The sequence below is a fragment of the Mesobacillus selenatarsenatis SF-1 genome (assembly GCF_000813125.1).
In the GTDB taxonomy this organism is placed as follows: Bacteria; Bacillota; Bacilli; order Bacillales; family Cytobacillaceae; genus Mesobacillus; species Mesobacillus selenatarsenatis.
Genome location: NZ_BASE01000079.1, coordinates 22,680 through 48,097, shown reverse-complemented (window position 1 = coordinate 48,097; position 25,418 = coordinate 22,680). Strand labels below are relative to the sequence as shown.

General features: G+C 42.2%; 24 protein-coding genes. 21 read left to right on the top strand and 3 right to left on the bottom strand.

The window, feature by feature from the left end; genetic code table 11:
- The first annotated feature begins 17 nt into the window (after window positions 1-17).
- Complete coding sequence (locus TY49_RS24335; RefSeq protein ID WP_084135515.1) at window positions 18-191, top strand: zinc-finger domain-containing protein; 174 nt, start codon at window positions 18-20, stop codon at window positions 189-191.
- A gap of 385 nt (window positions 192-576) precedes the next feature.
- Here the strand turns inward: TY49_RS24335 and cspD are convergent, their stop codons facing one another.
- Window positions 577-777: a cold-shock protein CspD gene (cspD, locus tag TY49_RS16380; protein ID WP_023627628.1), complete on the bottom strand. Its 201-nt coding sequence runs from the start codon at window positions 775-777 to the stop codon at window positions 577-579.
- A gap of 357 nt (window positions 778-1,134) precedes the next feature.
- On the opposite strand from cspD, the gene TY49_RS16375 reads away from it, so the two are divergent.
- The 4 genes from TY49_RS16375 to mntR all read left to right on the top strand — a co-directional run bounded on the left by TY49_RS16375 (window position 1,135) and on the right by mntR (window position 5,327).
- Window positions 1,135-2,121: an HD-GYP domain-containing protein gene (locus tag TY49_RS16375; protein ID WP_041966981.1), complete on the top strand. Its 987-nt coding sequence runs from the start codon at window positions 1,135-1,137 to the stop codon at window positions 2,119-2,121.
- 61 nt (window positions 2,122-2,182) lie between these two features.
- Window positions 2,183-2,470: a hypothetical protein gene (locus tag TY49_RS16370; RefSeq protein WP_041966980.1), complete on the top strand. Its 288-nt coding sequence runs from the start codon at window positions 2,183-2,185 to the stop codon at window positions 2,468-2,470.
- A gap of 186 nt (window positions 2,471-2,656) precedes the next feature.
- A complete protein-coding gene (locus TY49_RS16365) occupies window positions 2,657-4,834 on the top strand; it encodes a DNA topoisomerase III (RefSeq protein ID WP_041966979.1) in 2,178 nt (725 codons plus the stop codon).
- 70 nt (window positions 4,835-4,904) lie between these two features.
- The gene (mntR, locus tag TY49_RS16360; RefSeq protein ID WP_041966978.1) at window positions 4,905-5,327 is read left to right on the top strand and encodes a transcriptional regulator MntR; all 423 of its coding nucleotides are present in this window, start codon (window positions 4,905-4,907) and stop codon (window positions 5,325-5,327) included.
- Between the two features lie 220 nt (window positions 5,328-5,547).
- Here mntR and TY49_RS16355 read toward each other — a convergent pair whose 3' ends face one another.
- Window positions 5,548-5,766: a DUF3892 domain-containing protein gene (locus TY49_RS16355; protein WP_041966977.1), complete on the bottom strand. Its 219-nt coding sequence runs from the start codon at window positions 5,764-5,766 to the stop codon at window positions 5,548-5,550.
- Between the two features lie 122 nt (window positions 5,767-5,888).
- Here TY49_RS16355 and TY49_RS16350 point away from each other — a divergent pair, with 122 nt between their 5' ends.
- From TY49_RS16350 to TY49_RS16340, 3 genes are read left to right on the top strand one after another with little or no spacing between them, the layout of a single operon-like run.
- Complete coding sequence (locus TY49_RS16350; protein ID WP_041966976.1) at window positions 5,889-6,572, top strand: class I SAM-dependent methyltransferase; 684 nt, start codon at window positions 5,889-5,891, stop codon at window positions 6,570-6,572.
- Window positions 6,573-6,584: 12 nt separating this feature from the next.
- A complete protein-coding gene (locus TY49_RS16345) occupies window positions 6,585-7,277 on the top strand; it encodes an AIM24 family protein (RefSeq protein WP_041966975.1) in 693 nt (230 codons plus the stop codon).
- A 15-nt stretch (window positions 7,278-7,292) separates the two neighbouring features.
- Window positions 7,293-7,988: a DUF2711 family protein gene (locus TY49_RS16340; protein WP_041966974.1), complete on the top strand. Its 696-nt coding sequence runs from the start codon at window positions 7,293-7,295 to the stop codon at window positions 7,986-7,988.
- 38 nt (window positions 7,989-8,026) lie between these two features.
- Here TY49_RS16340 and metA read toward each other — a convergent pair whose 3' ends face one another.
- Entirely contained in the window at window positions 8,027-8,935 is a 909-nt protein-coding gene (gene metA, locus TY49_RS16335; protein ID WP_041966973.1) for a homoserine O-acetyltransferase MetA, read from the bottom strand.
- A 181-nt stretch (window positions 8,936-9,116) separates the two neighbouring features.
- On the opposite strand from metA, the gene TY49_RS16330 reads away from it, so the two are divergent.
- From TY49_RS16330 to TY49_RS16270, 13 genes are all read left to right on the top strand, one after another.
- The gene (locus TY49_RS16330) at window positions 9,117-10,805 is read left to right on the top strand and encodes a formate--tetrahydrofolate ligase (RefSeq protein ID WP_041966972.1); all 1,689 of its coding nucleotides are present in this window, start codon (window positions 9,117-9,119) and stop codon (window positions 10,803-10,805) included.
- 151 nt (window positions 10,806-10,956) lie between these two features.
- The gene (locus TY49_RS16325) at window positions 10,957-11,487 is read left to right on the top strand and encodes a hypothetical protein (protein ID WP_041966971.1); all 531 of its coding nucleotides are present in this window, start codon (window positions 10,957-10,959) and stop codon (window positions 11,485-11,487) included.
- Between the two features lie 216 nt (window positions 11,488-11,703).
- Entirely contained in the window at window positions 11,704-12,552 is an 849-nt protein-coding gene (locus TY49_RS16320) for a DegV family protein (protein WP_041966970.1), read from the top strand.
- Between the two features lie 259 nt (window positions 12,553-12,811).
- The gene (locus TY49_RS16315) at window positions 12,812-13,456 is read left to right on the top strand and encodes an HD domain-containing protein (protein ID WP_041966969.1); all 645 of its coding nucleotides are present in this window, start codon (window positions 12,812-12,814) and stop codon (window positions 13,454-13,456) included.
- A complete protein-coding gene (locus TY49_RS16310) occupies window positions 13,453-15,336 on the top strand; it encodes an ABC-F family ATP-binding cassette domain-containing protein (protein WP_041966968.1) in 1,884 nt (627 codons plus the stop codon). Before TY49_RS16315 ends, TY49_RS16310 begins: the two co-directional genes overlap by 4 nt.
- Before the next feature lie 305 nt (window positions 15,337-15,641).
- Window positions 15,642-16,772, top strand: coding sequence for a conserved virulence factor C family protein (locus TY49_RS16305; protein WP_041966967.1), 1,131 nt, complete (start codon window positions 15,642-15,644; stop codon window positions 16,770-16,772).
- Between the two features lie 188 nt (window positions 16,773-16,960).
- A complete protein-coding gene (gene ilvD, locus TY49_RS16300) occupies window positions 16,961-18,673 on the top strand; it encodes a dihydroxy-acid dehydratase (protein ID WP_041966966.1) in 1,713 nt (570 codons plus the stop codon).
- An 82-nt stretch (window positions 18,674-18,755) separates the two neighbouring features.
- Window positions 18,756-19,190: a BrxA/BrxB family bacilliredoxin gene (locus TY49_RS16295; RefSeq protein ID WP_041966965.1), complete on the top strand. Its 435-nt coding sequence runs from the start codon at window positions 18,756-18,758 to the stop codon at window positions 19,188-19,190.
- 140 nt (window positions 19,191-19,330) lie between these two features.
- Window positions 19,331-20,107, top strand: a complete 777-nt coding sequence (locus tag TY49_RS16290) for a class I SAM-dependent methyltransferase (protein WP_041966964.1) — start codon at window positions 19,331-19,333, stop codon at window positions 20,105-20,107.
- Window positions 20,108-20,530: 423 nt separating this feature from the next.
- On the top strand, window positions 20,531-21,112 hold the full coding sequence (locus TY49_RS16285) for a YpjP family protein (protein ID WP_041966963.1): 582 nt from the start codon (window positions 20,531-20,533) through the stop codon (window positions 21,110-21,112).
- A 177-nt stretch (window positions 21,113-21,289) separates the two neighbouring features.
- Entirely contained in the window at window positions 21,290-22,078 is a 789-nt protein-coding gene (locus tag TY49_RS16280) for a TerC family protein (protein WP_041966962.1), read from the top strand.
- Window positions 22,079-22,625: 547 nt separating this feature from the next.
- Complete coding sequence (locus TY49_RS16275; protein ID WP_084135514.1) at window positions 22,626-24,260, top strand: YceG family protein; 1,635 nt, start codon at window positions 22,626-22,628, stop codon at window positions 24,258-24,260.
- A gap of 4 nt (window positions 24,261-24,264) precedes the next feature.
- Complete coding sequence (locus TY49_RS16270) at window positions 24,265-25,350, top strand: toxic anion resistance protein (RefSeq protein ID WP_041966961.1); 1,086 nt, start codon at window positions 24,265-24,267, stop codon at window positions 25,348-25,350.
- Window positions 25,351-25,418 lie beyond the last annotated feature (68 nt).

Sequence of the window (25,418 nt, the reverse complement as noted above, 5' to 3'; positions counted from 1 at the left end):
GGAAAGGCGGGAATAGATTGACGCGTACTAAAATCCTTGCTGAGGTAGAGACATTGCTTAATACATATTGCAATGGATGCTTCCTGAAAAAGCATCATCGGCAAGAACACGGAAAAAGGGCTGCCCACCGGTTCTGCATAAATGAATGCACCGTTGGCGAAAAAATAAAAAAGTGCGGACAAAAACTTTAGTGTGATTCACGATTAAAGACATTCAAAGCCGAAAAGTCCATGAACGTAATTTAATGGACATTTCAGCATGATTTCCAAACCGAAATGTCTAAGAAAGTGCATTTAATGGACATTTCAGCATGAGTTCCAAACCGAAATGTCTAAGAAAGTGCATTTAATGGACATTTCAGCATGAGTTCCAAACCGAAATGTCTAAGAAAGTGCATTTAATGGACATTTCAACATGAGTTCGAAGTCAAAATGTCTAGGAAAGTGCATTTAATGGACACTTCAGAATGAGTTCTAAGCCAAAATGTCCATAAGGCTGATTCAAAGTTGGTATTCACAACTAAATTATATAAATCAAAAAAGGCTGGCGCCTGGCGCCAGCCTTCAACTTTTTTAATTATAGTTTTACTACGTTAGCAGCTTGTGGTCCACGGTTTCCTTCAACGATTTCAAAAGAAACTTCTTGACCTTCTTCTAGTGACTTGTAGCCGTCGCCCTGGATAGCTGAGAAGTGAACGAATACATCGTCTCCGCCTTCTACTTCGATGAATCCGAAACCTTTTTCATTGTTGAACCATTTTACTTTACCGTTTTGCATGTTAAACTTTCCTCCCATGTCTTTCGCGACACAAAATATGTGCCAAAGTTGAATATTATCATCTAATCTATACACCCGCAATTTTGACATGGCAAATATATTTTATTAAATGATGTCTTAAATATACAATATTGGGATTCAATCAGTCAAGAATGTAAGCGTATTACAAACTAAATAATCTTAAAATTTTGTTAATTTGAAAAAAATCGACATTCACCTCGCTTTTGTTCCTATTTCCGGAAAAATTTGTTATTATTCTCTTATTAATACTTTATTTAATTTTGCTTGAAACGTAAATAGAGAGCAAAAAAAGACATTAAATCTACAAGTCAATTAAAGCTTCAGAGGAGGGTACTAATGAAGAAGACCACTCCATCCGTGTTCACGTCCTTAACTGATCATCAAATTGATGCATTATTGGATACAATCAGGAATGGCAATGCCATTCAGGACCACACACCTCAGATAGCAGTAAATAAAAAGCTTGTTAATATTTCAAAGAAAATCGATGATGCCTCCAGGCAAATGGAAGAGATATTCGATATTGTTGCAAAGACAGGAGTTGTCCCTGTTGGTGAAATCAAGAATGATATCCTGCCTGTAATCAGGCAGGCGGCGAAAATTCCCCATATCTATCATCTTTTCTATGAGCTGAAGGCACAAGATGAGTATACCTACAGACACACAGTCTGTGTTGGCATCATCTCCACATTGATAGGGAAATGGCTCAATCTAGACCAATCAGAATTGAATGATCTAACTCTGGGAGCGACACTCCATGATATTGGGAAAGCTCGTATCCCTGTCAACATCCTGAACAAGCCAGGCAGGCTGACACAGGAAGAATACATCGAAATGAAACGCCACACAGTATACGGATACCGGATGTTAAAGGATATTCCGGAACTAAATGAAAGAGTCGCACTGATTGCTCTTCAACACCATGAGCGTGAGGATGGTGGAGGCTATCCGTTCAGCTTGCGCAGCGAAAAGATAGACGAGCTTGCAAAGATCGTCGCAATAGCAGACGTATACCATGCCATGTCATCTTCAAGGGTTTATCATCAGGCAGAGCCTTTTCATATTGTCATATCCCAGATGCAAAACGATGTATTCGGAAAATTTGATCCCAAAATCATGCTCGTTTTCCTGTACAGGATCATGGACAGTCTTGTCGGAAGGCGTGTTCTCCTTAGCGACGGTGAAGAGGGGACAATCTTGATGGTTGACCCATTCGAGCCGTTAAGGGCATTGATTAAAACCGGGGATACACTTGTCGATTTGCGGCTGAATCGTGGGTTGAGGATCTCTCGAGTTCTAAATGATTCAATCGTAGGGGTATAATCTGCAGACGCAGTTCATATCTTTTTAATAGTCAATGATGATGAATTAAAAGGGTGAGGGCATGTACCGCTTTTCGATAGGTGATGAGGATTGGATTATCATTTTTTCTCCGCATCTTTCACTTGAGCAAACAGAAAAGGAAGAAATTATCCGCTCCATTGCCATCATGGGTCCCCAGTGGGCGGGATTCAGCCATGGGGAATCCTTCGTGATTTTCCAGCAGCTGGTCGGGGCAATCGTGGTCCGGATAGAAAAGGTTCCTTCGCTGATCTTAACCGTTTCAGCAGTCGTTAACAGGAATCGATGGTACATTAATGACAACAACATCGTTGAGCCATTCGAGGATTAATATCTTTAAGGCAGCTGATCATTCAGCTGCCTGTTTAATTTTTTTAAGCTGGTACCAATATACGTTCCAATATTGAATGTACGGGAAGCAGCAATAAAAGTCCTTTACGCTTTTGTCGAAAAAAAGATAAAATAGAATGCGAGGTTTAAAAAGTACGCTCAGATAAAAGATTTTCAGGAGGAAAATATGAAATTGATTGTTGCGGAAAAGCCTGACCAGGGCAGAACGCTGGCCTCCGTATTTAAAATGAAAAAAAGGGATGGATTTATCGAAATCCTTCCCAATGAAATATTCCCTAAAGGTGCTTACGTTTCTTGGGCAATCGGCCATTTAACAGAATTGTCAGCACCCGAGCAATACAATCCGGGCTGGAAAAAATGGTCGCTGGATACATTGCCGATCATACCCGAAAATTTCAAGTATGAAGTCGTCAAATCTAAAGCAAAGCAATTCCAAATCATAAAAAAGCTTGCTACCGATCCGCAGGTCTCTGAAATAATCCATGCAGGCGATGCCGGACGTGAAGGTGAACTAATCATCAGGAACATCCTCCGCCTTGCCAATTGTATGAAGCCGATGAAAAGATTGTGGATCTCTTCGCTGACGCCGAAAGCGATAAAGGAGGGTTTCCAAAACCTTTTGAATGAATCAGATACAAAGAATTTGTATTTTGAAGCATATACTCGCTCTTGTGCTGACTGGGTTGTCGGCATGAATGCATCCAGACTGTACACGCTTCTGCTTCAGAAGAAAGGCTATTCAGATGTGTTTTCTGTCGGAAGGGTACAGACACCTACTCTCGCTTTGATTGTGAAAAGAGAGCTAGAAATCGAAAATTTCGTATCGGAACCATTTTGGGAAGTATTCGCAAAATTTAATATCAATGGCAAGAAATACAGTGGCAAATGGGAAAAAGACGGTGATACACGGATCAAAACGAAGGAAATGGCTGAGAAAATTGCTGCTTTTTGCGACGGGAAAACTGCTGAAGCCGCAGAAGTTACCTCTGAGAAAAAAGAATTCATGCCACCGCTATTTTATAATCTTTCTGCAATCCAGGCGGAAGCAAATCGCCGTTTTAAAATGTCGCCAAAAAAGACGCTGGACATCTTACAAGGATTATATCAAAGGGGAATTGTATCCTATCCGCGTTCTGACTCGAGGTATGTAACGCCAGGAGAAGCAGAGGGTTTTTCTGCCATTTTAAGTAAACTGCAGGCTAACCCTGATTATCAGCCGCTTTTTCCATTACCAAATTCATCGATTGAAAATAATAAACGCTACGTTAATGAAAAAAAAGTCACAGATCACTATGCCATCATCCCGACTGAACAAGTTCCAAATCTAAGCAGGCTGTCTGGAGATGAGCTGAAATTATATGACTTGCTGGCAAGGACACTGATTGCAGCCCATTACGGACCATACATCGCGGAATATACAACCATTAAGACCGTCGTGGAGGGAAGAGCTGAGTTTATATCGAAGGGGAAAGTCCAGCTGGATGAGGGCTGGAAGAAAGTGCTCCCGCAAAAAGACTCAGATAAAGAACCGGAGCTGCCTGCTGTCCAGCAGGGTGAAACCGGAACTGTCTTGAAGTCCGAGGTAAAGGAAAGCAAGACACAGCCGCCAAAGAGGCTGACTGAGGGCCAGCTGATTACCCTAATGAAGACGGCAGGAAAGCATATTGAAGATAAGGAACTTGAAAAGGTTCTGATGAAAGCTGAAGGACTGGGAACTGAAGCGACGAGAGCGGGAATCATTACGATGCTTAAGGACAGGGCGTATATTGAAGTCCGCAAAAACCTCGTATATGCGACAGCCAAAGCAAAAATACTCGTCACGGCCGTAGGTGGACAAGTCCTTGCATCACCGGAAATGACAGCGAAATGGGAGCAGAGGCTGCATCAAATAGGGCAGGGAGAGGCTTCGCCCAAGCAGTTCATCGAGCAGACTTCAAAAATGATTAAACATCTAGTGTCTGAAACCTCTGAAGGCTCCTCAGGCTGGACTTTTTCCGAAGAACTTTCAAACGCATTCGTGCCCGGGAAAAAGGGCGGCCGTTCAAGACGGAGTACAAACCTTGGTAAATGTAAAAAGTGTGATGGCATGGTTGTGGACAAAGGAACATTCTATGGTTGTTCAAACTATCAGAAAACAAAATGTAACTTCACTCTCTCCAAACAAATCCTTGGCAAAACAGTAACGCAAAAGAATATCAAGATGCTGCTGGCAGAGGGTAGCACTGATGTGATTGAAGGGTTCCAGAGCAAGGAAAAAACCTTCAACGCGAAGCTATATTGGGATGGAGAAGAAAATAAGCTGAAGTTCGATATAGCTGGACAGCCAGTCAATCAAGGTGGATAGCGCCTTGTCACCCCTGTCCTTCTATAGTAAACTTTAATATGGCTATTGTTTAAGCATTGGAGGTCATGGGATGCCAACACCTAGTATGGAAGATTATATAGAACAAATATTTATTTTAATAGAACAAAAAGGATATGCCCGAGTAGTGGATATCGCAGAGGCATTATCGGTCCATCCCTCCTCAGTAACAAAAATGGTCCAGAAGCTGGATAAAGATCAATTCGTTGTTTACGAGAAATATCGGGGTCTTGTGCTGACTCCAAAAGGATTCAAAACCGGCAAAAGGCTGGTTGACCGTCATGAATTACTGGAACAATTATTAAAAGTAATCGGCGTAAAGGATGAGAATATCTATAATGATGTCGAGGGAATTGAACATCATTTAAGCTGGGATGCAATCGACAGGATTGGAGACCTTGTACAGTTCTTTGAAGAAGATAAATCGCGGGTTCAAGAATTAAGGGCAATCCAAAAACAGAATGACGAAGACTAAACCACCAAACACCTGACAATTTGTCAGGTGTTTTTTCGTTTACTAGGAAATTATAAAATAATTTCAATGCGGGTAACTATACGAGTTTTCTTAATCCAGCTCCAGCGCCTAGCCCCTCGAGTCGCTTCGGTCCGCCCAATGAAGTCAAAGAACGACTTCACTGGTCGGCCCTCCAGCGCTTGTCGGGGCTGAACGAGGCGCTTGCGCTTTTTGTTCTGCCTTAGTAAATATCGGGATATTGTTCAAAGCCGGATCCGTCTGCTGAAACTAATGAATTCGTTCCATTCGCACCTTCATTGATATTCACACCTGAAATTGTTCCTGTACTAGCTTCCAGCAAGGCTTTGCGATAGGATATTATCCTTCCGCTCGATGTCTGGAAACTGATGATTTCACCAGAGTTATTTTTATGTATAGCAACCAATTCTTCTTGTTCCAAATTTGATCACTCCTTTCACCCTCCTAGTCTTGCACTTTTTAAGGAAAAATAAACTTAAGAGGAATTCCTTCTTCTGTAACGAAATAACTATTATAGGAATTTAAAATTAGGCAGGTGAGCTTATGGATACCTTCGATTGGGAATTAGAATCCGAAAAACACTGGGACAGTAGAGCTGACTTTTGGAATTCGAGAAGCAGAGGAATGTGGGAAACAGGAAGCCGAAAGGATATAGTGCCATTCATCAAGCGGTTTGTACCAACCGGTTCCATGGTTTGTGATTTAGGCTGCGGAGATGGAACAGGCTCAGAAAAATTGGTGGAAGCAGGCTATGTGGTTACCGGAATCGATGTATCTGAGGAGATGCTTGAGAGAGCCAGGCAGAATCCGCGGAATGAAGATTGTATTTTTAGAAAGGGTAATCTATCGGATTGCGAAAGCCCAGATAATCATTTTGATGCGGTCATGGCAATTAATTCAATAGAATGGACGAACCATCCCTATGAATCTTTAAAAGAAATGGCTCGGATCCTCAAGCCGGATGGATATGCCTGCATTAGCATCCTTGGACCAACTGCAGGCCCAAGGTCGAACAGCTTCAGTAGACTTTATGGAGAAGAGGTAATCTGTAATACGATCATGCCATGGGAGTTCGAGAGGCTGGCGCTGGAAAATGGCTGGAGAAAAACAGGTGAGTTCGGGGTGTTTAAAAAGGCGGCTGAACAGCTTCCGCATGGTTCATTGCCTGTAGAACTACAGCAGTCATTGTCGTTTATGTGGGTTTTCATGTTCCAGGTTATAAAATAAGGAGGCATAATCATGAGTCGTTATTCTATCGAGGAGTTTGTGAGCAACACAAAGCAGCAGGATAAAGGGGAAGGGCTATTTGAGTTGGAAACACCGAGAATGCTGGAAATCAATTTGAATGGCCAGGTATGGTCAAAAGCTGGAGCGATGGTTTCCTATCGCGGCCAGATCAAATTTGAACGCGAGGGCGTGCTTGAACACGGAATCGGCAAGATGTTCAAAAAGGCATTAACAGGTGAAGGTACTTCACTAATGAAAGCAAATGGAAATGGAAAGCTTTATTTGGCTGACCAGGGAAAGAAAATATCAATCTTGCATTTGCAAAATGAAGCTATTTTTGTAAACGGGAATGACCTGCTGGCCTTTGAGTCTTCCATCAGCTGGGATATCAAGCTAATGCGCCGGGTTGCCGGTATGCTTTCGGGAGGGTTGTTCAATGTCCGTCTCGAGGGTGCTGGTATGGTGGCAATCACATCTCATTATGAGCCACTGACCCTGATTGTAACTCCAGATAACCCTGTATACACAGACCCAAACGCAACCGTAGCCTGGTCTGGCAATCTCCAGCCGGAATTCGTAACAGATATTTCATTCAAAACATTCCTCGGCCGTGGAAGCGGTGAGTCAATCCAGATGAAATTCAGCGGAGAAGGCTTCGTCGTCGTCCAGCCTTTTGAAGAGGTCTATTATGCTCCGCAAAGTTAAGAGAGGGAAAGCTTCATGTCTATAAAGTTTTTTTATCCAATAGGTAAAGAGCCGGATAAGGATCCGATAATAGAATTACTTCCGGAAGGATACAGGACTGCCGCAGTGGTGTTTTATCCTTTTTTTAAGATGGAACCTGGCTGGAATTCTATTGTTGCACCAAGTGATGAGGAAGTTTACCGTTTTGCCTCCCCGGTAAGTTGGAAGGAAATTAAGAATAGAACCTGTCTGGACAAGATATCTGATGTTTCAATCGGAGTAAAAGCATATGTGACTGGCGGTTGTGGTGTTAAATTGTACCAAAGGATGGATTTGGTCGAGAGAATACAGAGAGCTATCGAGCCAGACTTGTTCTTTCCATATGAGGACCAATTTTCTGTCCTATTGATTGATGACATGTTAAAGGTCCTGGTCTCCAAAGGAGCAACAAAAGTTATATACAATAAACTGTTAGAGGGAGAAGGGGATTTTGAGTTAAAAGAATTAAGCCATAATCAAAAACTATTCCTCTGTTCAGGTCCGATACTCCTAATGGATGAACACAAGGAATTCGTCTTTACATGTTACTTTGATGAAGCCTCAATGGTATTCTTTACGAAAGAAGATAACCTGGATTGTCTAAATGGAACTAAATTTGAAGGTGTATTTCTTAAAAAAGAAACACCGCTCATTTGGGAAAGCCATCAATACAACTATTTTAATTTTCAATAGAACAAAAGAGAAAGGCATCGAATCAATCGATACCTTTTCTAATCCCATTCATAAGGAGTTTCCTGATATACATAATAATTCAGCCAATTGGAAAAGAACAGATGGGCATGTGACCTCCAGCGGTTTGCCGGTTTTTTATCAGGATTATCCTGTGGGAAATAGTTTTCTGGCATGACAATTTCAATGCCTTTTTCCTTATCTCTTAAGTATTCTTCCGCAAGTGTTGTGGCTTCATATTCAAGGTGGCCGGTAATCATGATTCTTCTGCTGTCTTTGCTGGAAATTATCAAGGCGCCTGCTTCATCTGATGAGGCCAATAGCTTAAGCTGTGGATGGTTTTGCAATGCCTCTTTGGAAATATCAGTATTCCTTGAATGAGGAGCAATGAATTCATCGTCGAACCCTCTTAGAAGCTTTTCGGTATGGTCAAGGACTCTGTGGGTGAATACGCCTGAGCACTTCCTGGCAAGGACGAATTTATTTATGCCATAGTGATGATATAAAGCGGCCTGTGCTCCCCAGCATATGTGCAATGTGGACGTGACATTCCGTTCAGTCCAGTCGAGGATCTCCTTCAATTCATCCCAGTAGTGTACTTCCTCAAATTCCATCAGCTCAATTGGGGCACCGGTAATAATCATGCCGTCATATTTCTTTTCTTTTACTTGATTGAAGGTCTGATAAAACTCTTCAAGATGATATTGTGACGTATTTTTTGCATCGTATGTAGCGGTCTTTAGAAAAGTAATGTTCACCTGGAGTGGCGTATTTCCGAGAAGCCGCAGCAGCTGTCTTTCTGTTTTTTCTTTTTCGGGCATTAAATTCAGAATCAATATATTCAACGGCCGGATATCCTGTTTGGCAGCTCGACTGTCATCCATGATAAAAATATTTTCTTTTTCAAGTATTTCTTTCGCTGGCAGATGCAGCGGGATTTTTATTGGCAAAGTATAACCTCCCTTTTGGAAAACTAAAATTAATAATTTTTATTATAGTCTGAATTCTTTTGTGGAGCAATTGACTAAAGAGGAAATTTTATGACAAATGAATATTTTTTGCCTGATAGTATTTCTCTGATGGTAAAATATAAGATGGTAAGCATATAGAGAATATCTGGGGGGATTGGAAATGGGAACAAATATTCAAGTTAAGTCAGATATTGAAATTGCTCGTGACAGTAAAATGAAACCGATTGTTGATATTGCAGCAAGCATTGGCCTGGATGCCGATGATATTGAGCTGTTTGGAAAGTATAAGGCGAAGCTGTCTTCTGAAGCTTTGGCTAAATTAAAAACAAAAGAGAGTGGCAAGGTTGTTCTTGTTACAGCGATTAATCCTACGCCTGCTGGGGAAGGGAAATCAACTGTGACAGTCGGACTTGCAGATGCATTGAACAAGCTTGGTAAAAAAACAATGATTGCTATGCGTGAGCCTTCTCTAGGACCAACTATGGGGATCAAAGGCGGCGCAACAGGCGGAGGTTTCGCACAGGTGCTTCCGATGGAGGATATCAATCTTCACTTCACGGGTGACCTGCATGCGATTACAACCGCAAACAATGCCCTGGCTGCTTTGATTGATAATCATCTGCAGCAAGGAAACAAGCTGAACATTGACCAGCGCAGGATTGTCTGGAAGCGTGCGCTAGACCTGAATGACCGTGCACTAAGAAAAGTGATCGTTGGACTTGGCGGGCCAATGCAGGGAGTTCCTCGTGAGGACGGCTTCGATATTACGGTTGCGTCTGAGATCATGGCTGTCCTTTGCCTTGCAAGTGACCTGAAGGATTTGAAACTGCGTCTTTCAAAGATGGTTGTTGCTTATAATTATGACAAGCAGCCTGTTACGGTGGGCGACCTAGGAATAGAAGGGGCTTTGACTCTTTTATTGAAGGAAGCAGTCAAGCCAAATCTTGTCCAGACGATCGAACACACTCCGGCATTGATCCATGGTGGTCCATTTGCTAATATCGCACATGGATGCAACAGTGTCATCGCGACCGAGGCTGCGTCCAAGCTTGCGGATTTTGTCGTTACAGAAGCTGGATTCGGTGCCGACCTTGGAGCCGAGAAGTTCTTGAATATCAAAGCAAGAACAGCCGGAATCGATCCTTCAGCTGTGGTGATTGTGGCAACCATCCGCGCTCTGAAAATGCATGGTGGCATGAAGAAAACTGAATTGGTCAACGAGGATGTTAAAGCATTAAGAGATGGATTCACGAATCTGAAAAAGCATGTTGAGACGATTGCAAGCTTTGGCTTGCCATATGTAGTTGCGATTAATCGATTTATAACAGATACAGAGCTTGAAACAAATACATTGAAAGAGATGTGTGAGGATGCAGGAATCCCGGTTGCCTTGACTGAAGTATGGGAAAAGGGCGGCGACGGAGGAGTAGAGCTTGCAGAGAGACTTCTTGATGTTATTGAAAAAAGTGAAAATACATTTGCCCATCTTTATGATCTGTCCGATTCACTGGAGGATAAAATCAAGACGATTGCCACACAGGTATATGGTGCGGATGGAGTTGAGTTTTCACCGAAAGCGAAGAAGCAGCTCGTTGACTTTGACGGATTTGGCTGGGGTTTGCTGCCTGTCTGTATGGCTAAAACGCAGTATTCATTATCGGATGATCCCCAGAAACTAGGCAGGCCATCAGGATTCACTATCACAGTAAGGGAACTGAAGCCATCAGTAGGTGCAGGATTTATCGTTGCATTGACGGGTGAAGTCATGACAATGCCTGGATTGCCTAAGCTTCCAGCAGCATTGAATATGGATGTTGATGAAGAGGGCAACGCGGTTGGATTGTTCTAAGTAAAACAAAACCTTGGTCAGTTCTGCCAGGCATAGTGTCGACGTGAGATTGTTTTTCTATCAGGCGCGACGTTGTGCATAACATTGGGCTGACCATTTTTTAATTTTGGTAAAAAGGCATGATTATGGCTGGTGAAAGGAGTGGAAACTTTTGTTTGACCCGACAGCTTATGAAAACATCAAAGTCGTAACTGAAGGCGATATATATGACAGGGATTTGAGCGGGGAAATTATTGTGATTGACCGCAATGACTGGATTAATGCAGCCAAGCTGTCGCGTAAATATGAAATTTCATTCACTAAAACAGGTTATGAACCGAATCTTTTATCGGCAATTATGAACATTGAGGCCGGATTGGAGAACCTCTCTGCGGAGCTATTGGAAAGTGTGAAAGCCAAACAGCTTGCAGGGTGTAAAGTGAATATTTCTTTCTCAATTCATCATAAAAATGAAATGGTTGTTTTTAAGGAAGTTCATAAAGGGCTTGAAGAAATATGGGGAAGAGATCGGGTGATAGTGCAAACCGCCTTGCTTGACCCACTGGGAGATAAACCAACTATCAAAAGCCATGTGCAGGTTTCCTTCAACCGTCTTGTGTATGAAGAACAGATTGACGATTTATCAGAAATGGTGGATTATATGATATCTTCACTGGAAAAAATCAAAAAAATTATTGAGTGAATAATAATTCCTGTCTCCGAGGCAGGAATTTCTGTGTTGTTTTCAGAATAGTCTATTAACAGATAGATTTAAACATATAATATAAAAGTTCTAATTGTGGTGAAGGTATCGTAGGATTTGTACAAGCATTTCTGTCACTTGTTAAAGGGGAATTGGCGGATAACTAATGACCACGATATTCAATAGAACTGAAAAAGTGAAATAGGGGGAGATTGTTTGAAGAAAATCGCCTGGGTTACTGATAGTACAGCCTATCTGGATGAAGAGTTAAAGAACCATCCTGATGTATATCAAGTACCAATGACCATTGTTTTGGATGATGTAGAATACCTTGATGGAAAAGATCTGACTGCAGAAGAGCTATATAAAAGATTAAAATCGGTAAAAACACCTCCTAAAACCTCACAGCCGCCTGTGGGAGTCTTTATGGAACTTTATAACAAGCTTGAAAAAGATTATGACCTCGTATTCTCAGTCCTGATCTCATCCAAGCTGAGCGGCACAGTTGCCTCAAGTGTACAGGCTGAACAGGATGTTAACATTCCTGTCATTACCTTTGATTCTAAAATTCTCACATATCCATTGACGTCTCTATTAAAAAAAGGAATAGCATTAGCTGAACAGGGAGCATCAGTCGATGAAATCAAGGAGAAGCTGGAAATCATCCGTGAATCCAATGAAACCTATGTCATGATCGGGAGTCTTGAGCAGCTGCATCGAAGCGGCCGTATGTCAGGCATGCAATTCTATCTCGGAAGCATGCTAAATATCAAACCTATCATCAGTATTGAAGATGGCGCTTTGAATACAAAAGAAAAGGTCCGAAGTGATAATAAAGCCCGCGAGAAAATATTCAATTATTTAAGCCAATCTCACGAGAAATATGGAGTTAAGGAAGTGTACATTCTCTACGGCCTGCATAAAGAGGCTGCAGACGAATGGCAGAGCCTGCTCGAAGCAAGATTTCCGGATATCCGTTTCCTCAGTTGTCCGATCGGAGCCGTAATCGGTGTACATGCTGGTGAACATACAATCGGGATTAGCTGGAATAATGCAGATGCATAAGTGCCAATTTGGCACTTTTTCTTTTGGTCCGGCAAAAAAGAGCCAATTGACTTACTTCGGTAACTTATAGAGAATGTTTGGATATTATGCCTCTAACGGACAAACAAAGAGCAGAACCTGGAGAAAGTGTTCTATAGACAGGCTGTTATTAAACAAAGGTAATAGTACTGCCTGCATTTTACGCTTCCTAATATTTATCCAGCTATCTCTCATCACTATATATGGTAAAATGAGTTCGGTAGGAAAGTAGGTGCAGGATATGAGAGATAAAATAGCAATGGCTGAGGATTTTGTCAAAAATGAGCTTGGCAAGGATTCTTCGGGACATGACTGGCACCATATTGACAGAGTCAGGAAGAACGCCAGACTGATATGGAGCAAAGAACAGCAGGGTGACTGGTTCATCATTGAAATGGCCGCCTTGCTCCACGACATTCCAGATGATAAATTGAATGAATCGGAAGAAGCCGGATGGATGAAACTAGATTCATTTTTACAAAGAATACAATTAGATAGCGAAATCTCATCAAGGATAAAGGGTTGTATCGAAACAGTTTCCTATAAAGGCGGCAGGGTGATTGAGCTCGATAGTATCGAAGCGGAGATTGTTCAGGACGCCGACCGTCTCGATGCCCTTGGTGCGATCGGGATTGCAAGGACGTTTGCCTTCGGCGGAAAGAAAGGCCATCCGATTTACGAGCCTGACCTTAATGTCAGGGGAAAAATGACGGTAGAAGAATACAGGAATGGCGACAGTTCTTCGGTCAATCATTTTTACGAGAAGCTATTGAAGCTTAAAGATAAAATGAATACGGAGCAAGCGAGACAACTTGCTGAGGAAAGACACCAGTTCATGGAGACTTTCCTAGATCAATTTTACAGTGAATGGAATGGTAATGCATGAAAATGATCACGATTGAAAACGTGACGAAAACATACGGAGAAAAAGAGCTTTTTAATGGGATTTCTTTTACAATAGGCGAGCGTGAAAGAGTCGGTTTGCTCGGTGTAAATGGAACAGGAAAATCTTCTTTGCTTAAAATTGTGGCAGGCATCGACCAGGCTGATTCAGGCGATATAATCTTTGCGAAAGACTATAAAATTTCATTTTTATCCCAACAGCCTGAAATGGAACATGACAAAACGGTTCTTGATCAAGTTTTCAGCGGTGACGCTCCAATCTTGAAGCTGATGAGAGATTATGAGATTATTCTCTCTGAATTGGGCAAAAAACCTGATGATCCAGGACTTCAGGAAAGATTTTATGACTTGCAACGGAGAATGGATAGTTCTGATGGCTGGGATGCGAATACTGCCGCCAAATCCATACTCATGCAGCTTGGGATTTCTGACTTCACCAAAAAAATGGGTGAACTATCCGGCGGCCAAAAGAAACGTGTCGCACTAGCTCAGGTTTTGATTGAATCTCCAGATTTGCTGATTCTGGATGAGCCCACGAACCATCTTGATTATGAGACGGTAAAATGGCTTGAAGATTATTTATCCAGATATTCGGGATCACTTCTGCTCGTTACCCATGACCGTTATTTCCTTGACAGAGTGACGAACAGGATTTTTGAACTTGATGGTGGAAATCTTTATAGCTATAAAGGCAACTATGCCAGTTTCCTCGAAGCCAAGGCGACCCGAGAGGAGAACGAAGCCGCAACACTTGAAAAGAAGAAAAATTTGTTCAGACAGGAACTCGAGTGGATCAGGCGCGGGGCTAAGGCGAGGACAACCAAACAGAAGGCTCGCATCCAGCGTTTTGACAAACTGGATGATGAAGTGTCAAATGTGAAGTCTTCTGAAAAACTCGACATCTCTTTGAGTGGCAGCAGGCTGGGCAAACAGGTGCTTGAACTGAAGGATGCAACCAAAAAATACGAAGATAAAGTAATTCTGGATCACTTCAATCTTCTTGTGAAACCCGGGGACAGGCTGGGAATCATCGGCCGCAATGGGACAGGGAAATCGACTTTACTAAATATTCTCGCAGGCAGGATCATGCTTGATGACGGTGAAATCATCACCGGACAAACCGTAAAGATTGCTTACTATACTCAAGAAAATGAAGATATGGACGAAAATAAGCGGGTGATTGAATACCTGAAAGAAACGGCAGAAATCGTCCAAACTACTGATGGCAAGACAATTTCAGCTGCACAAATGCTCGAGAGATTCCTATTCCCGCCTTATGCACATGGAACTCCAATCAGGAAGCTTTCCGGAGGCGAAAAGCGCAGACTCTATTTGTTAAAGCTGTTAATGGAAGAACCTAACGTCCTGCTGCTGGATGAGCCAACCAATGATTTGGACACACAGACATTAACTGTATTGGAAGATTACCTGGAAGACTACCCTGGTGTCGTCATCTCGGTATCCCATGACCGTTACTTCCTTGATAAGGTCGTCGATTTGCTGCTTGTACTGGAAGGCAATGGACAGACAGACCTGCATTACGGCAATTACTCAGAGTACCTTGAAAAGCGGCCGAAACTTGAATCTGCTCCTTCAGTGCCAAAGAAGGAAAAGGTAGAGCAGACAGAAAAAACAAAGAAAAAGAAACTGAGCTTCAAGGAGCAAAAAGAATGGGCAGAAATTGAAGATAAGATTGCTGGTACAGAAGCCCGCCTTGAGGAAGTGCAGGGGGAAATGGCCAGTATCGGGAGTGATTTTGAAAAGGGTGAGGCTCTGGTGAATGAAGAGAAAGAGTTGAATGAGCAGCTAGAGTATCTAATTGAAAGATGGAGCTATTTATCCGAGCTCGCCGAAAACGAATAAGACCTGGGGTCCCAGGTCTTATTTTTATCTATTAAAAGGACCTCATCTCCTAAGTATAAACAACTTGGGACAGGTTCGGAGGAAAAAGTGGAAAAGCTGTCAGAAGTCGAAGCAACTTGGGACAGGTTCGGATGAAAAAGAGGAAAAGCTGTCCGAAGCCGGAGCAACTTCGGACAGATTCAGTGGGAAAAGAAGAAAAACTGTCTGAACCCACGACGACTTCGGTGTGAAGGGCTACGAAATGCTATCTATTCTCCACTATGTTAAAATGGCATCATTCCTGAAAAATATAAAGGGGTGGGAATGTGAAAATTGTATCAATTGAACCAACGCCAAGCCCGAATACGATGAAGATCAATCTGGATGAAGAACTTCCTATGGGCAAGAGCAATAATTATAAAAAGGACTCAGCGGCCGGGGCACCTGAAGTCGTTGTGAACATACTCGAAATTGATGGGGTAAAAGGGGTTTACCATGTTGCAGATTTCCTGGCAGTCGAAAGAAATGCAAAATATGACTGGAAAGTAATCCTTCCAGAGGTCAGGAAAGCATTCGGAGAAGACGCAGAGGAATCAGGGGATGGTACACCTGAAATCAATGAGCATTTTGGGGAAGTAAAAGTCCTTGTGCAAGTATATAAGGGAATTCCCATGCAGTTGAAACTAACGGACGGCACTGAAGAGAAGCGGTTTGGAATGCCAGAATCATTCGTGACAAAAGTAGGTGAGGTACAGACTCCGGAGGATAATGTTGTGATGGTCCGCCGGTGGAAGGAACTCGGAGTCCGTTACGGAGATATCGATCAGGTAGGAAATGATGTAGTGGAAGAGCTTTTAGCGGCATATCCTCCTGAGAGGCTGGAGGAGCTTGTGAAGCTTGCCAAGAACCCTGGTCAGGAAGCACAGATCAAAGAAGCAAAGAAAAAAATCAGGATAACAGAAGCTGACTTGGAGAATCCGGATTGGCGGATAAGGTACCAGCTGCTTGAGCAAATGGAAGATCCAACTATTGAGGACTTACCGGTGCTTGAAAAAGCTTTACAAGATGAGAAAGCATCCATACGCCGTTTGGCCACCGTTTACTTAGGAATGATTGAGGACAAAAAGGTCCTGCCATTGCTGTACAAAGCTTTGAAAGACAAAACGGTTACTGTTCGCAGGACAGCAGGTGACTGCTTATCAGACCTTGGTTTCTCAGAAGCAATGGATGAAATGATGGAGGCACTTAAGGACTCAAGCAAGCTTGTCCGCTGGAGGGGCGCTATGTTCCTGTACGAAGTTGGGGATGAAAGAGCACTGCCTTCATTAAAGGACGCCCAAGATGATCCTGAATTCGAAGTTAGCATGCAGGTGAAACTGGCGCTTGCCCGTATTGAGCATGGCGAGGAAGCAAAAGGCTCAGTCTGGAAACAGATGACGGAAGCCAGAAAACAATAAAAAAATTATCAAGACACTCTGGATGTTAAGTTATACGTCCAGAGTGTTTTTTTTAAAAATGAGGTTCACCCGGTAATTTGGAAATGTATCCGCTTACTTATTTGTAATAATTAAAATATTTAGATAATTATTGTGTTTGTCCCGAAAAAGAGTTATTGTAGTGAATAAAAAATCGGGAGGGATATTGAATGGAGAAAGATTTAAGAATCAAGAGCCATGTATTCAGCGATGATGCCAGAAAGGCGCCGAACAGGGCCATGCTCCGGGCGGTTGGATTCAGTGACGATGATTTCAGGAAACCGATGATTGGGATAGCGAGTACATGGAGTGAGGTGACTCCTTGTAATATACATATAGATAAGCTCGCAGTAAAGGCAAAAGAGGGTGCCAGGGCAGCTGGTGGAGCACCTTTGATTTTCAACACGATCACAGTATCAGATGGAATATCGATGGGGACAGATGGAATGCGCTATTCGCTTCCGAGCCGTGACTTAATAGCTGATTCGATCGAAACGGTGGTCCAGGGGGAAAGCCTTGATGGGTTCGTGGCAATTGGGGGCTGTGATAAAAATATGCCTGGCTGTATGATGGCGATTGCCAGAATGGACCTTCCTTCTGTTTTTGTCTATGGGGGCACGATCAAGCCTGGCAAACTTGATGACAAGGATATTGACATAGTATCAGCGTTCGAAGGGGTTGGCCAATATAATAAGGGCGCAATCGGAGATGAACAGCTTCATAAGATTGAATGTCACGCTTGCCCAGGATCCGGTTCCTGTGGAGGAATGTACACAGCAAATACAATGGCCAGCGCAATCGAGGCTCTCGGAATGAGCCTTCCGGGGAGTTCATCACATCCAGCTGAAACAGATGAAAAGCGAGAGGATTGTTATAAAGCGGGAGAAGTAGTCTATCAGATGCTTGAGCAGGATATCCGCCCAAGACAGATTTTAACGAAGGAAGCATTTGAAAATGCGATTACAGTCGTTATGGCACTCGGCGGATCCACGAATGCTGTCCTGCATTTAATGGCCATTGCACATGCTGCTGAAGTCGACTTGACACTGGATGATTTCAATACAATTCAGGAAAAGGTACCTCATCTCGCTGACTTGAAGCCAAGCGGTAAATATGTCATGCAAGACCTTTTTGAGGCTGGAGGAGTTCCGGCAGTCATGAAACTTCTTTTAAAAGAGGGAATGATGCACGGCAATTGCCTCACAGTTACAGGGAAAACAATAGAAGAGAACCTTATGGATTTTCCTGACTTAAAACCTGGCCAAAAAGTAATCCGACCTGCGGAACAGCCTTTTAGAAAGGACGGACCGCTAGTTGTTTTAAAAGGAAATCTTGCACCAGACGGCGCTGTAGCGAAAGTATCGGGCTTGAAGGTCAAAACTATGACTGGTCCTGCAAAGGTTTTTAATGATGAGGAGTCTGCGTCCAAAGCAGTAATGTCTGATGAAATTGTCGCTGGAGATGTATTGGTGATCCGGTATGAAGGACCGAAAGGCGGTCCAGGAATGCCGGAAATGCTGAGCTTATCAGCGATACTTGTTGGGAAAGGCCTTGGAGAAAGTGTCGCTCTTCTTACAGACGGGAGATTCTCCGGGGGGAGCCATGGTCTGGTTATAGGCCATATTGCTCCAGAAGCACAGGTTGGCGGTCCGATTGCTTTGATAAAAGATGGAGATTTGATCACGGTTGATAGTGAACAGAGGCTCATTTCAGTTGCCTTGAGTGAGGAAGAACTTGTTGCCCGCAGGCAAAACTGGACTCCGCCGCCACTACCGAAGAGAGGAGCATTGGCTAAATACGCCAGACTAGTATCTTGTTCCTCCAAAGGCGCAGTAACGGATCATTTCGAAGGAAAAACAGTCCATGAGCCTGTACACTCCTAGAGTGAAACGTTCTTTTATTGCGTTTGGTATAAATTATATAGTATGCTAACACTGCAAACTATCGTTTGGGAGGGAATTATTTATGTCAATGGCATATGAAGAATATATGAGACAAATGGTAAAGCCGATGCGTGAGGAATTGACACGTGCAGATTTCAAGGAATTGCTTACTGCGGATGAAGTTGTGGAATTCATGGAGAATGTTGAAGGAACGACACTTGTGGTGGTTAACTCTGTTTGTGGCTGTGCTGCAGGTCTTGCTCGTCCGTCAGCAACTCAGGCAATCTTAAGAAGTGTAAAGAAACCAGACCATCTTGTGACTGTGTTTGCTGGCCAGGACAAGGAAGCGACTGCAAAAATGCGTGAGTACTTTACAGATCTTGAGCCATCTTCACCTTCAATGGCTTTATTGAAAGGCAAAGAAGTTGTTCACTTCATTCCTCGCCATGATATCGAAGGACAGCCAATGGAAGCAATCATGGATAACTTAACATCTGCCTTTGATTCTCATTGCTAGACACTTGATGGTTTCAACAAAGGGAAAACTAATGGACAACTTTTAAGTGTATTATATTTATAACAAAAAGCAAAAGTTCGAAAAGGATGTCTACGGACGTCCTTTTCTTTGTATCCAAATCAGTGTCAGGGGTGTTAGGTTTGTTTGTGACAACAGCAGGCAGGACAAATGAAAATATGACAGCTAAAGCAAGAGCTATAGCCTTTGAGCTCAAAGTGGATTTCGTTCCAAGGAAAAAAAGGTCAGTATCGGCAATTCAGGAAATCGTGAAGGATGACTGCCTGGTAGTTGGCAAAGACCGGCTTGAGCTTTTTCCGCTGGGAGCTTCAGAACCTTTCTTTTTTCACCCGAATTCTGCTATGTTCCGAATCAAAAGATTAATGAAAGGGGAAAGCGATCCTCTCATAGATGCAGCAAAATTGCAGGAAGGGATGAGTTTTCTTGACTGTTCACTCGGTCTTGGTTCGGATAGTATCGTAGCTAGCTTTGTAATAGGTGAGTCAGGTTCTGTCATAGGAATAGAAGCAAGGCCGGAACTCGCATTTTTAGTCAAAACTGGACTCAAGTCATGGGATTCAGGATTAGAAGCCATGGATAAGGCTATGGACAAAATAAAAGCGCTGCAAGGATATTCACTGGATTTCCTCAAGGCGCAAGAAGATAACAGCGTAGATTGTGTTTATTTTGACCCGATGTTCGATGAATCGATATTAGAGTCAGATGGAATCAGGGGGCTTACCCGCTTCGCTGTATACGATGGACTCTCACAAGAAGTCATTGAACATGCATACCGTGTTGCCAGTAAACGAGTAGTCCTGAAAGACCATTTCAGAAGCAGCCGATTTGATGATTTTGGCTTCGAAGTATTCAGAAGAAAAACTGCAAAATTCCATTTTGGAGTCATAGAAAAAGAATGAGGCTAGCCCTCATCCTTTTTGGATGTAACAAACTCGACTATTAATGAAATAGTCCGGAGAAATATTTTTCGTGACGGACAATAAAGAGATGCTTACTGTCCGTCCATTCATTTCCTATTTAATCCGCAATTGCCAAATAGACAAAATAAGCAAGCGTAATTAGGCTGACTGCAACAGCGACCCACTCCATACTTATGACCTCCCTTTTTAACTTCAATTAAAGCCTCTAATATTTCCTTATTACCATTTTTGAAAAATCTGAAACCCTTTGCCCAATTTTACGTATAAACAAGTTATAATAATACTAAGCATATTTTTTTATTATGACCGATTCAGGTTATTACTACACATGTATATATTTAACTTAGACAGATTGATATTTTTACAGATGATTATTCCTATTTACATAAGGATGTGATCCACATGCCCGCATGGCTGCGCAAATCGCTTGTTGTCGTGATCTCCATGGTTACATTTGGGATGGTGTCTCCTGCCCAGGTGAATGGGTTTCTGACAACCACAACAGAAAGATCTGAAAAATCGACCGCCGCTGAAACAAGTTTCGTTGATTCGCTCGATGTTCCCTTAGATGAGGAAGAGGAGAGGGAGATGTTCATACACAGGACAATGATGGAAGCCGAACAACAATCTTTCCAGAAATTCGGCGCGAAAATTGGCCCTGTGATTGAGGATGATTTCAGGCAAACTATTTTGCCAAACATTGAAAAGGCGATCGAAATGGTAGCTTTCCAGTATCCCGGAGAAAAGCTGAATTCTCTCCGGATCACGGAAATACCTGGTGGTGGGGAGTCTGAAAAGATATTCCACATAATCGGGGATAATGGGAAGGATATTATCCGGTTTCACGTCAGAAGGGACCAGCCACCGAAGGATGGTTTCTGGTTTAATTTCCATTATCACACTTATCATGATAACTTTCAGACACATTATGAGCTAGGGAGAATTTTCTGGGCGAAAAATACTCCGCCTAAATGGAAAAGTTGAGGATTACCTCCAGTAAAACTGCTGTGTTGAACAATAAAACAAGCATGAATCTCATTTATTTTGGCTGATTTAGGACTTAAATTGAGAAAAACGAAATAAGTTTTTATAGAAGCCCGGCTTATGCTGGGTTTTTCTATACAATTCCTAAGAACCAAAAAAATGGGAGGAACATCTAGAATGGCAGAAATACTACAAGGGTTTGTTGATACTTATGTCCAGTTTTTCAATTGGGATATGTGGGTCGAGGTTTTAACGGATCCTGTCAGTTGGGGGCTAATCGGAACGCTCGTCATTCTCGAAGGGCTTTTATCTGCTGATAATGCCCTGGTACTGGCAGTGATGGTAAAACACTTGCCGGATAAACAGAGGAAAAGAGCGTTGTTCTATGGATTACTGGGCGCATATGCGTTCAGGTTCATCGCAATTGGGATAGGTGTTTATTTAATTGAGTTCTGGTGGGTGAAAGTACTCGGTGCTGGTTATCTGGCCTGGCTGGCAATTAAATACTTCATCGAGAAGAAAAAAGGGGAGAGTCAGGGTAACGAGGAAGTCGCAGGAATCAACCAAAGCGGCCTGCTGATCCGGTTGTTTGGTACATTCTGGGGTACGGTTGCTGCAGTGGAATTAATGGATATAGCGTTCTCAGTGGACAGTGTCCTTGCGGCTTTGGGCATCAGCGAGGAAGTGTGGGTCTTGCTTCTTGGCGGTATGCTGGGTGTTCTGATGATGCGAGGAGTTGCGGGGATATTCCTTAGATTGATTGAAAAGATCCCTGAACTTGAGACGACTGCATATATCCTGATTTTTATCATATCCGGAAAAATGTTGGCTGGCGTCTTTGGCATCCATATAGAACATGCCCATTTCTTTATTCTGTTGCTGATTACTTTTACGGCAACGTTTGTTGTCCACTACTTGAACAAGAAAAAAGCTGAAGCAAGTGAGCAGCAAAAGAATGTCCAATAAAGGAACCCAGGAACGGATACCGGATACAGGTCTGTTCCTTTTTTTATTTTCCTAATTGAACATAAAGTCTACTTATCGTGATAATCGGTGATTTCTCTTAATGACCTCCTGACAAACAAGAATATGCAGGCAAATGATACATATATGAGTAAAAAGGTGCCTGTGAAGTGGAGTAAAGGAGATGCTGCCGGAATGATTAAGACGGTGAAAATAAATGAATAGAATAATAGATCAACTAAAACAAGATGCCCTGAACACATTGCTTGGGTGACCTTCCGCAACTCCAACCGCAAATCCTCAATAGGCTCTCTTTTAATAATAAATCGCATGTGAATTCACCTTCCAGGTTTAAGTATTCATTTATATGCATGGACAGGGATAAAGGTGAAATTCAGGATTTATGAACTTTCATGAAACCTTTGATAATGTCGTCCGTACTGCTATTACAAGACAAAAGATGCTTCATTATATATGGTATGATAATTAGTATAATCAGACAATTTAGATCATTGATTTTAGACTATCGTCCTCAGCGGGAAGTGATTCTATGTACCCAATAAAGACCAAATTAATCAAACACCCATTGCCTGTTACATATGACAATTGTTTGGACCTGTTAAATACTTCTCCAAATGAGCGTCTTTTTTACAAAAAAGAGGGTCCTTGCACGCATATCGGTCAAGTGATAGCCAGGTTCATTGGCATTCCTCATGATGAAGATGCTTATTATAACAAACTGTATGATTATGTTCATTCGCACGGGCTAATTTTGTTAAGCGACTCATCGTTAAAAAAATCAAATGCTCTAAACCATATTAAATCAATCGAAAAAATTAGCAGATATATCAATGAATCAAATTTATCAATAAAAGGTCTTGTAACACAGCTGGATGAAGAAAAGCTGCTGCTTACTACAGATCATTTTCTGATAAACAGACAAATAAGGGAAGCCGCGATAAAAATGTTTGACCTGTACTCCTTTAATGAAAAAGGCTGTCTCGAGAACAAGGAGTTTGTTGAGGTTTTTAATGATGTCATTAATTGGATATTCCATCTCGAACACCATCTTATGGATGCGGATCCCGATGTTGAGATGCCTGCTTTTATTTGGTATGGGAACTACAGGAAAAGTCACCAGTATCTAGTTTACTTTCTAATTGAGCTTGGTTGCGACCTGGTTACCTTCACACCAGCCGGGAATGACCCTTTATCAATTTCAGAAAAAGATAGATTAAAAACTTTTTATCATATTTTCCCTGATACTAGTGATCCGGAGCCGTTTCCAGCAGAAAGGCGGATGCAGACTACTACAGTGGCGTTCAGGGCATCTAAGGAAATCGAGAAAATCCTCGACCACGATGGCACAGTGATATATAAGCCGTGGCAACTGAGAGAGTACATATCCAATTCTATTACCTTGAAGTCAACGTACTCCGAATTATTTCTAGTTGCCACGGAAAAGGCAATGTTCAGGCCGAATTTCGAATTGCAGAATAAGACTGTAAGGATTCCAGTCTTATTTGCAAAGATCAATGGCATCGCTAATAATCGCCGTGAATATTGGAACCGTCTCCATGGCTTGATTCTTCAGGAAAATAGCCATCTGGTTAAAAGTTTGCCCTTTTCTCCAGGTGCGAACAATGATTTCCGATATCATTATCAAAAGTCTTTGGATCATGGCGGACTGCTCAATCTGGAAAAGATGACTAGTGCCCATTTTTGGAAATATAGTCATCTGCCATCTGGTCTTCAAAAAGGGCTGGCTTCAGCAATCAGGAATATATGTGCAGCGCCGAAGCTTAAGCTGAGGAATAGTGAGAAAGAGGATGATGTCAAGGTATATTTATTTAACCAATCGATGCAGATACCGGAGTCGATTCTGAAAATGCTTCAGAAATTTGACTACTCGCAGCATGTGCCCAAGCTGATTATATTTAACAACCAGCTTAATGGAACACTGACAAGACCAGATGCTGCACTCTTATTGTTATTAAATCAATTTGGAATTGATATAGTGATTTATAACCCAGCTGGTCAAAGTGACATAGAAAACTACATCGATCAAAGCTCCTTTGTATCCCACTGGCTGGAGGAAATAGAATTTGAACAAGAGCTAAAGGAGCCTTCCGTCCTGAAAAAGGTGTTTTTCCAAGGTATCTCAAAAATCCTAAGGAGAGATTAAGCTGATGAATCCAACCCATGATCAAAATATCAGCTCGTCAATTGATAGGTCTAGTGGTGAAGCGCCGGTTTCCGATATTAAGTTAGCATTGAGGAATGAGCATGAGGTTCAAGAGCTGGCTAGGAGCATTGATGAAAAAAATAGCATCGATATACTCGAGTACGGAAAAGAGCCAGCGGTTGCGATTTCCCGTTACTCTGATCAAATTCTTGATATTATGCGGACATCCAATTTGGAGGACTTGCTTAAGCAGCTAGGCAAGGTGATGAATCGTTTTGACAAAAAGGATTTTCAAAAAGCAACCGGTGGAATCTTAAGCAAGCTATTCAAGAAAAACGGGAAGATGATGGATAGGCTGTATAGAAAATACCAGTCGATGGGAAAGGAAATCGAACAGGTATATATAAAAATATCTGAATACAAGTGTGAAATGACAGAAACGGCGACCATGCTTGAACGTATGTATGAACAGAATCATCAGTATTACCTGACACTTGAAAAATATGTGGTCGCTGCGGAGTTGAAGCTGAATGAGCTGAAGTCAAATAAGCTTCCCAAACTTGAACAGAATGCTTTGAAAGGGAATCAATTGTCATCTATTGAACTTGTTTCACTGCGTAATGCAATTGAACTTCTTGAACAGAGAATCTATGACCTTAGTATAGCGAAAATGGTCTCAATGCAGACTGCACCTCAAATAAAACTGCTCCAGCGTGGAAATGAGAAGTTGATCGGCAAAATCAACTCTGCGTTCGTTACAACTATTCCCATTTTCAAGAACGGATTGATCCAGGCCATTGCTGCAAAAAGGCAAAAGTTAGTGGCTGATTCGATGAAAGAGCTCGATCGAAGGACGAATGAGGTTTTAATCAAAAATGCCAAGGATATTGCTGCCCAAAGTGTCGATATCGCCCGCCATTCAGGTGTGCCAGGCATCAAGATTGAAACGTTAGAAGAATGCTTTCATATCATCCTGAAGGGAATGAAGGAGACTAAAACCATCGAGGAAGAAAACAAGCGGCTCCGTAAAGAGGGGCAGCAGCGCTTGAACCAGCTAATGGAAAATTATAATAATAGTAATCAGCAATAACTGCTCCATCATTAAAAAGCTCATCCAACTCTTGATTTGGATGAGTTTTTTTGATTTGCAATTTCAGG

Bases quoted from the DNA above. Each gene is read 5' to 3' on its own strand.
- TY49_RS16345 (WP_041966975.1), top strand. From the start codon at position 6,585: ATGAGTCGTTATTCTATCGAGGAGTTTGTGAGCAACACAAAGCAGCAG.
- TY49_RS16295 (WP_041966965.1), top strand. From the start codon at position 18,756: ATGTCAATGGCATATGAAGAATATATGAGACAAATGGTAAAGCCGATG.
- cspD (WP_023627628.1), bottom strand. From the start codon at position 777: ATGCAAAACGGTAAAGTAAAATGGTTCAACAATGAAAAAGGTTTCGGA.
- TY49_RS16275 (WP_084135514.1), top strand. From the start codon at position 22,626: ATGTACCCAATAAAGACCAAATTAATCAAACACCCATTGCCTGTTACA.
- TY49_RS16280 (WP_041966962.1), top strand. From the start codon at position 21,290: ATGGCAGAAATACTACAAGGGTTTGTTGATACTTATGTCCAGTTTTTC.
- TY49_RS16330 (WP_041966972.1), top strand. From the start codon at position 9,117: ATGGGAACAAATATTCAAGTTAAGTCAGATATTGAAATTGCTCGTGAC.
- TY49_RS16315 (WP_041966969.1), top strand. From the start codon at position 12,812: ATGAGAGATAAAATAGCAATGGCTGAGGATTTTGTCAAAAATGAGCTT.
- TY49_RS16270 (WP_041966961.1), top strand. From the start codon at position 24,265: ATGAATCCAACCCATGATCAAAATATCAGCTCGTCAATTGATAGGTCT.
- TY49_RS16350 (WP_041966976.1), top strand. From the start codon at position 5,889: ATGGATACCTTCGATTGGGAATTAGAATCCGAAAAACACTGGGACAGT.
- ilvD (WP_041966966.1), top strand. From the start codon at position 16,961: ATGGAGAAAGATTTAAGAATCAAGAGCCATGTATTCAGCGATGATGCC.
- TY49_RS16340 (WP_041966974.1), top strand. From the start codon at position 7,293: ATGTCTATAAAGTTTTTTTATCCAATAGGTAAAGAGCCGGATAAGGAT.
- TY49_RS16370 (WP_041966980.1), top strand. From the start codon at position 2,183: ATGTACCGCTTTTCGATAGGTGATGAGGATTGGATTATCATTTTTTCT.
- mntR (WP_041966978.1), top strand. From the start codon at position 4,905: ATGCCAACACCTAGTATGGAAGATTATATAGAACAAATATTTATTTTA.
- TY49_RS16375 (WP_041966981.1), top strand. From the start codon at position 1,135: ATGAAGAAGACCACTCCATCCGTGTTCACGTCCTTAACTGATCATCAA.
- TY49_RS16365 (WP_041966979.1), top strand. From the start codon at position 2,657: ATGAAATTGATTGTTGCGGAAAAGCCTGACCAGGGCAGAACGCTGGCC.
- TY49_RS16310 (WP_041966968.1), top strand. From the start codon at position 13,453: ATGAAAATGATCACGATTGAAAACGTGACGAAAACATACGGAGAAAAA.
- TY49_RS16285 (WP_041966963.1), top strand. From the start codon at position 20,531: ATGCCCGCATGGCTGCGCAAATCGCTTGTTGTCGTGATCTCCATGGTT.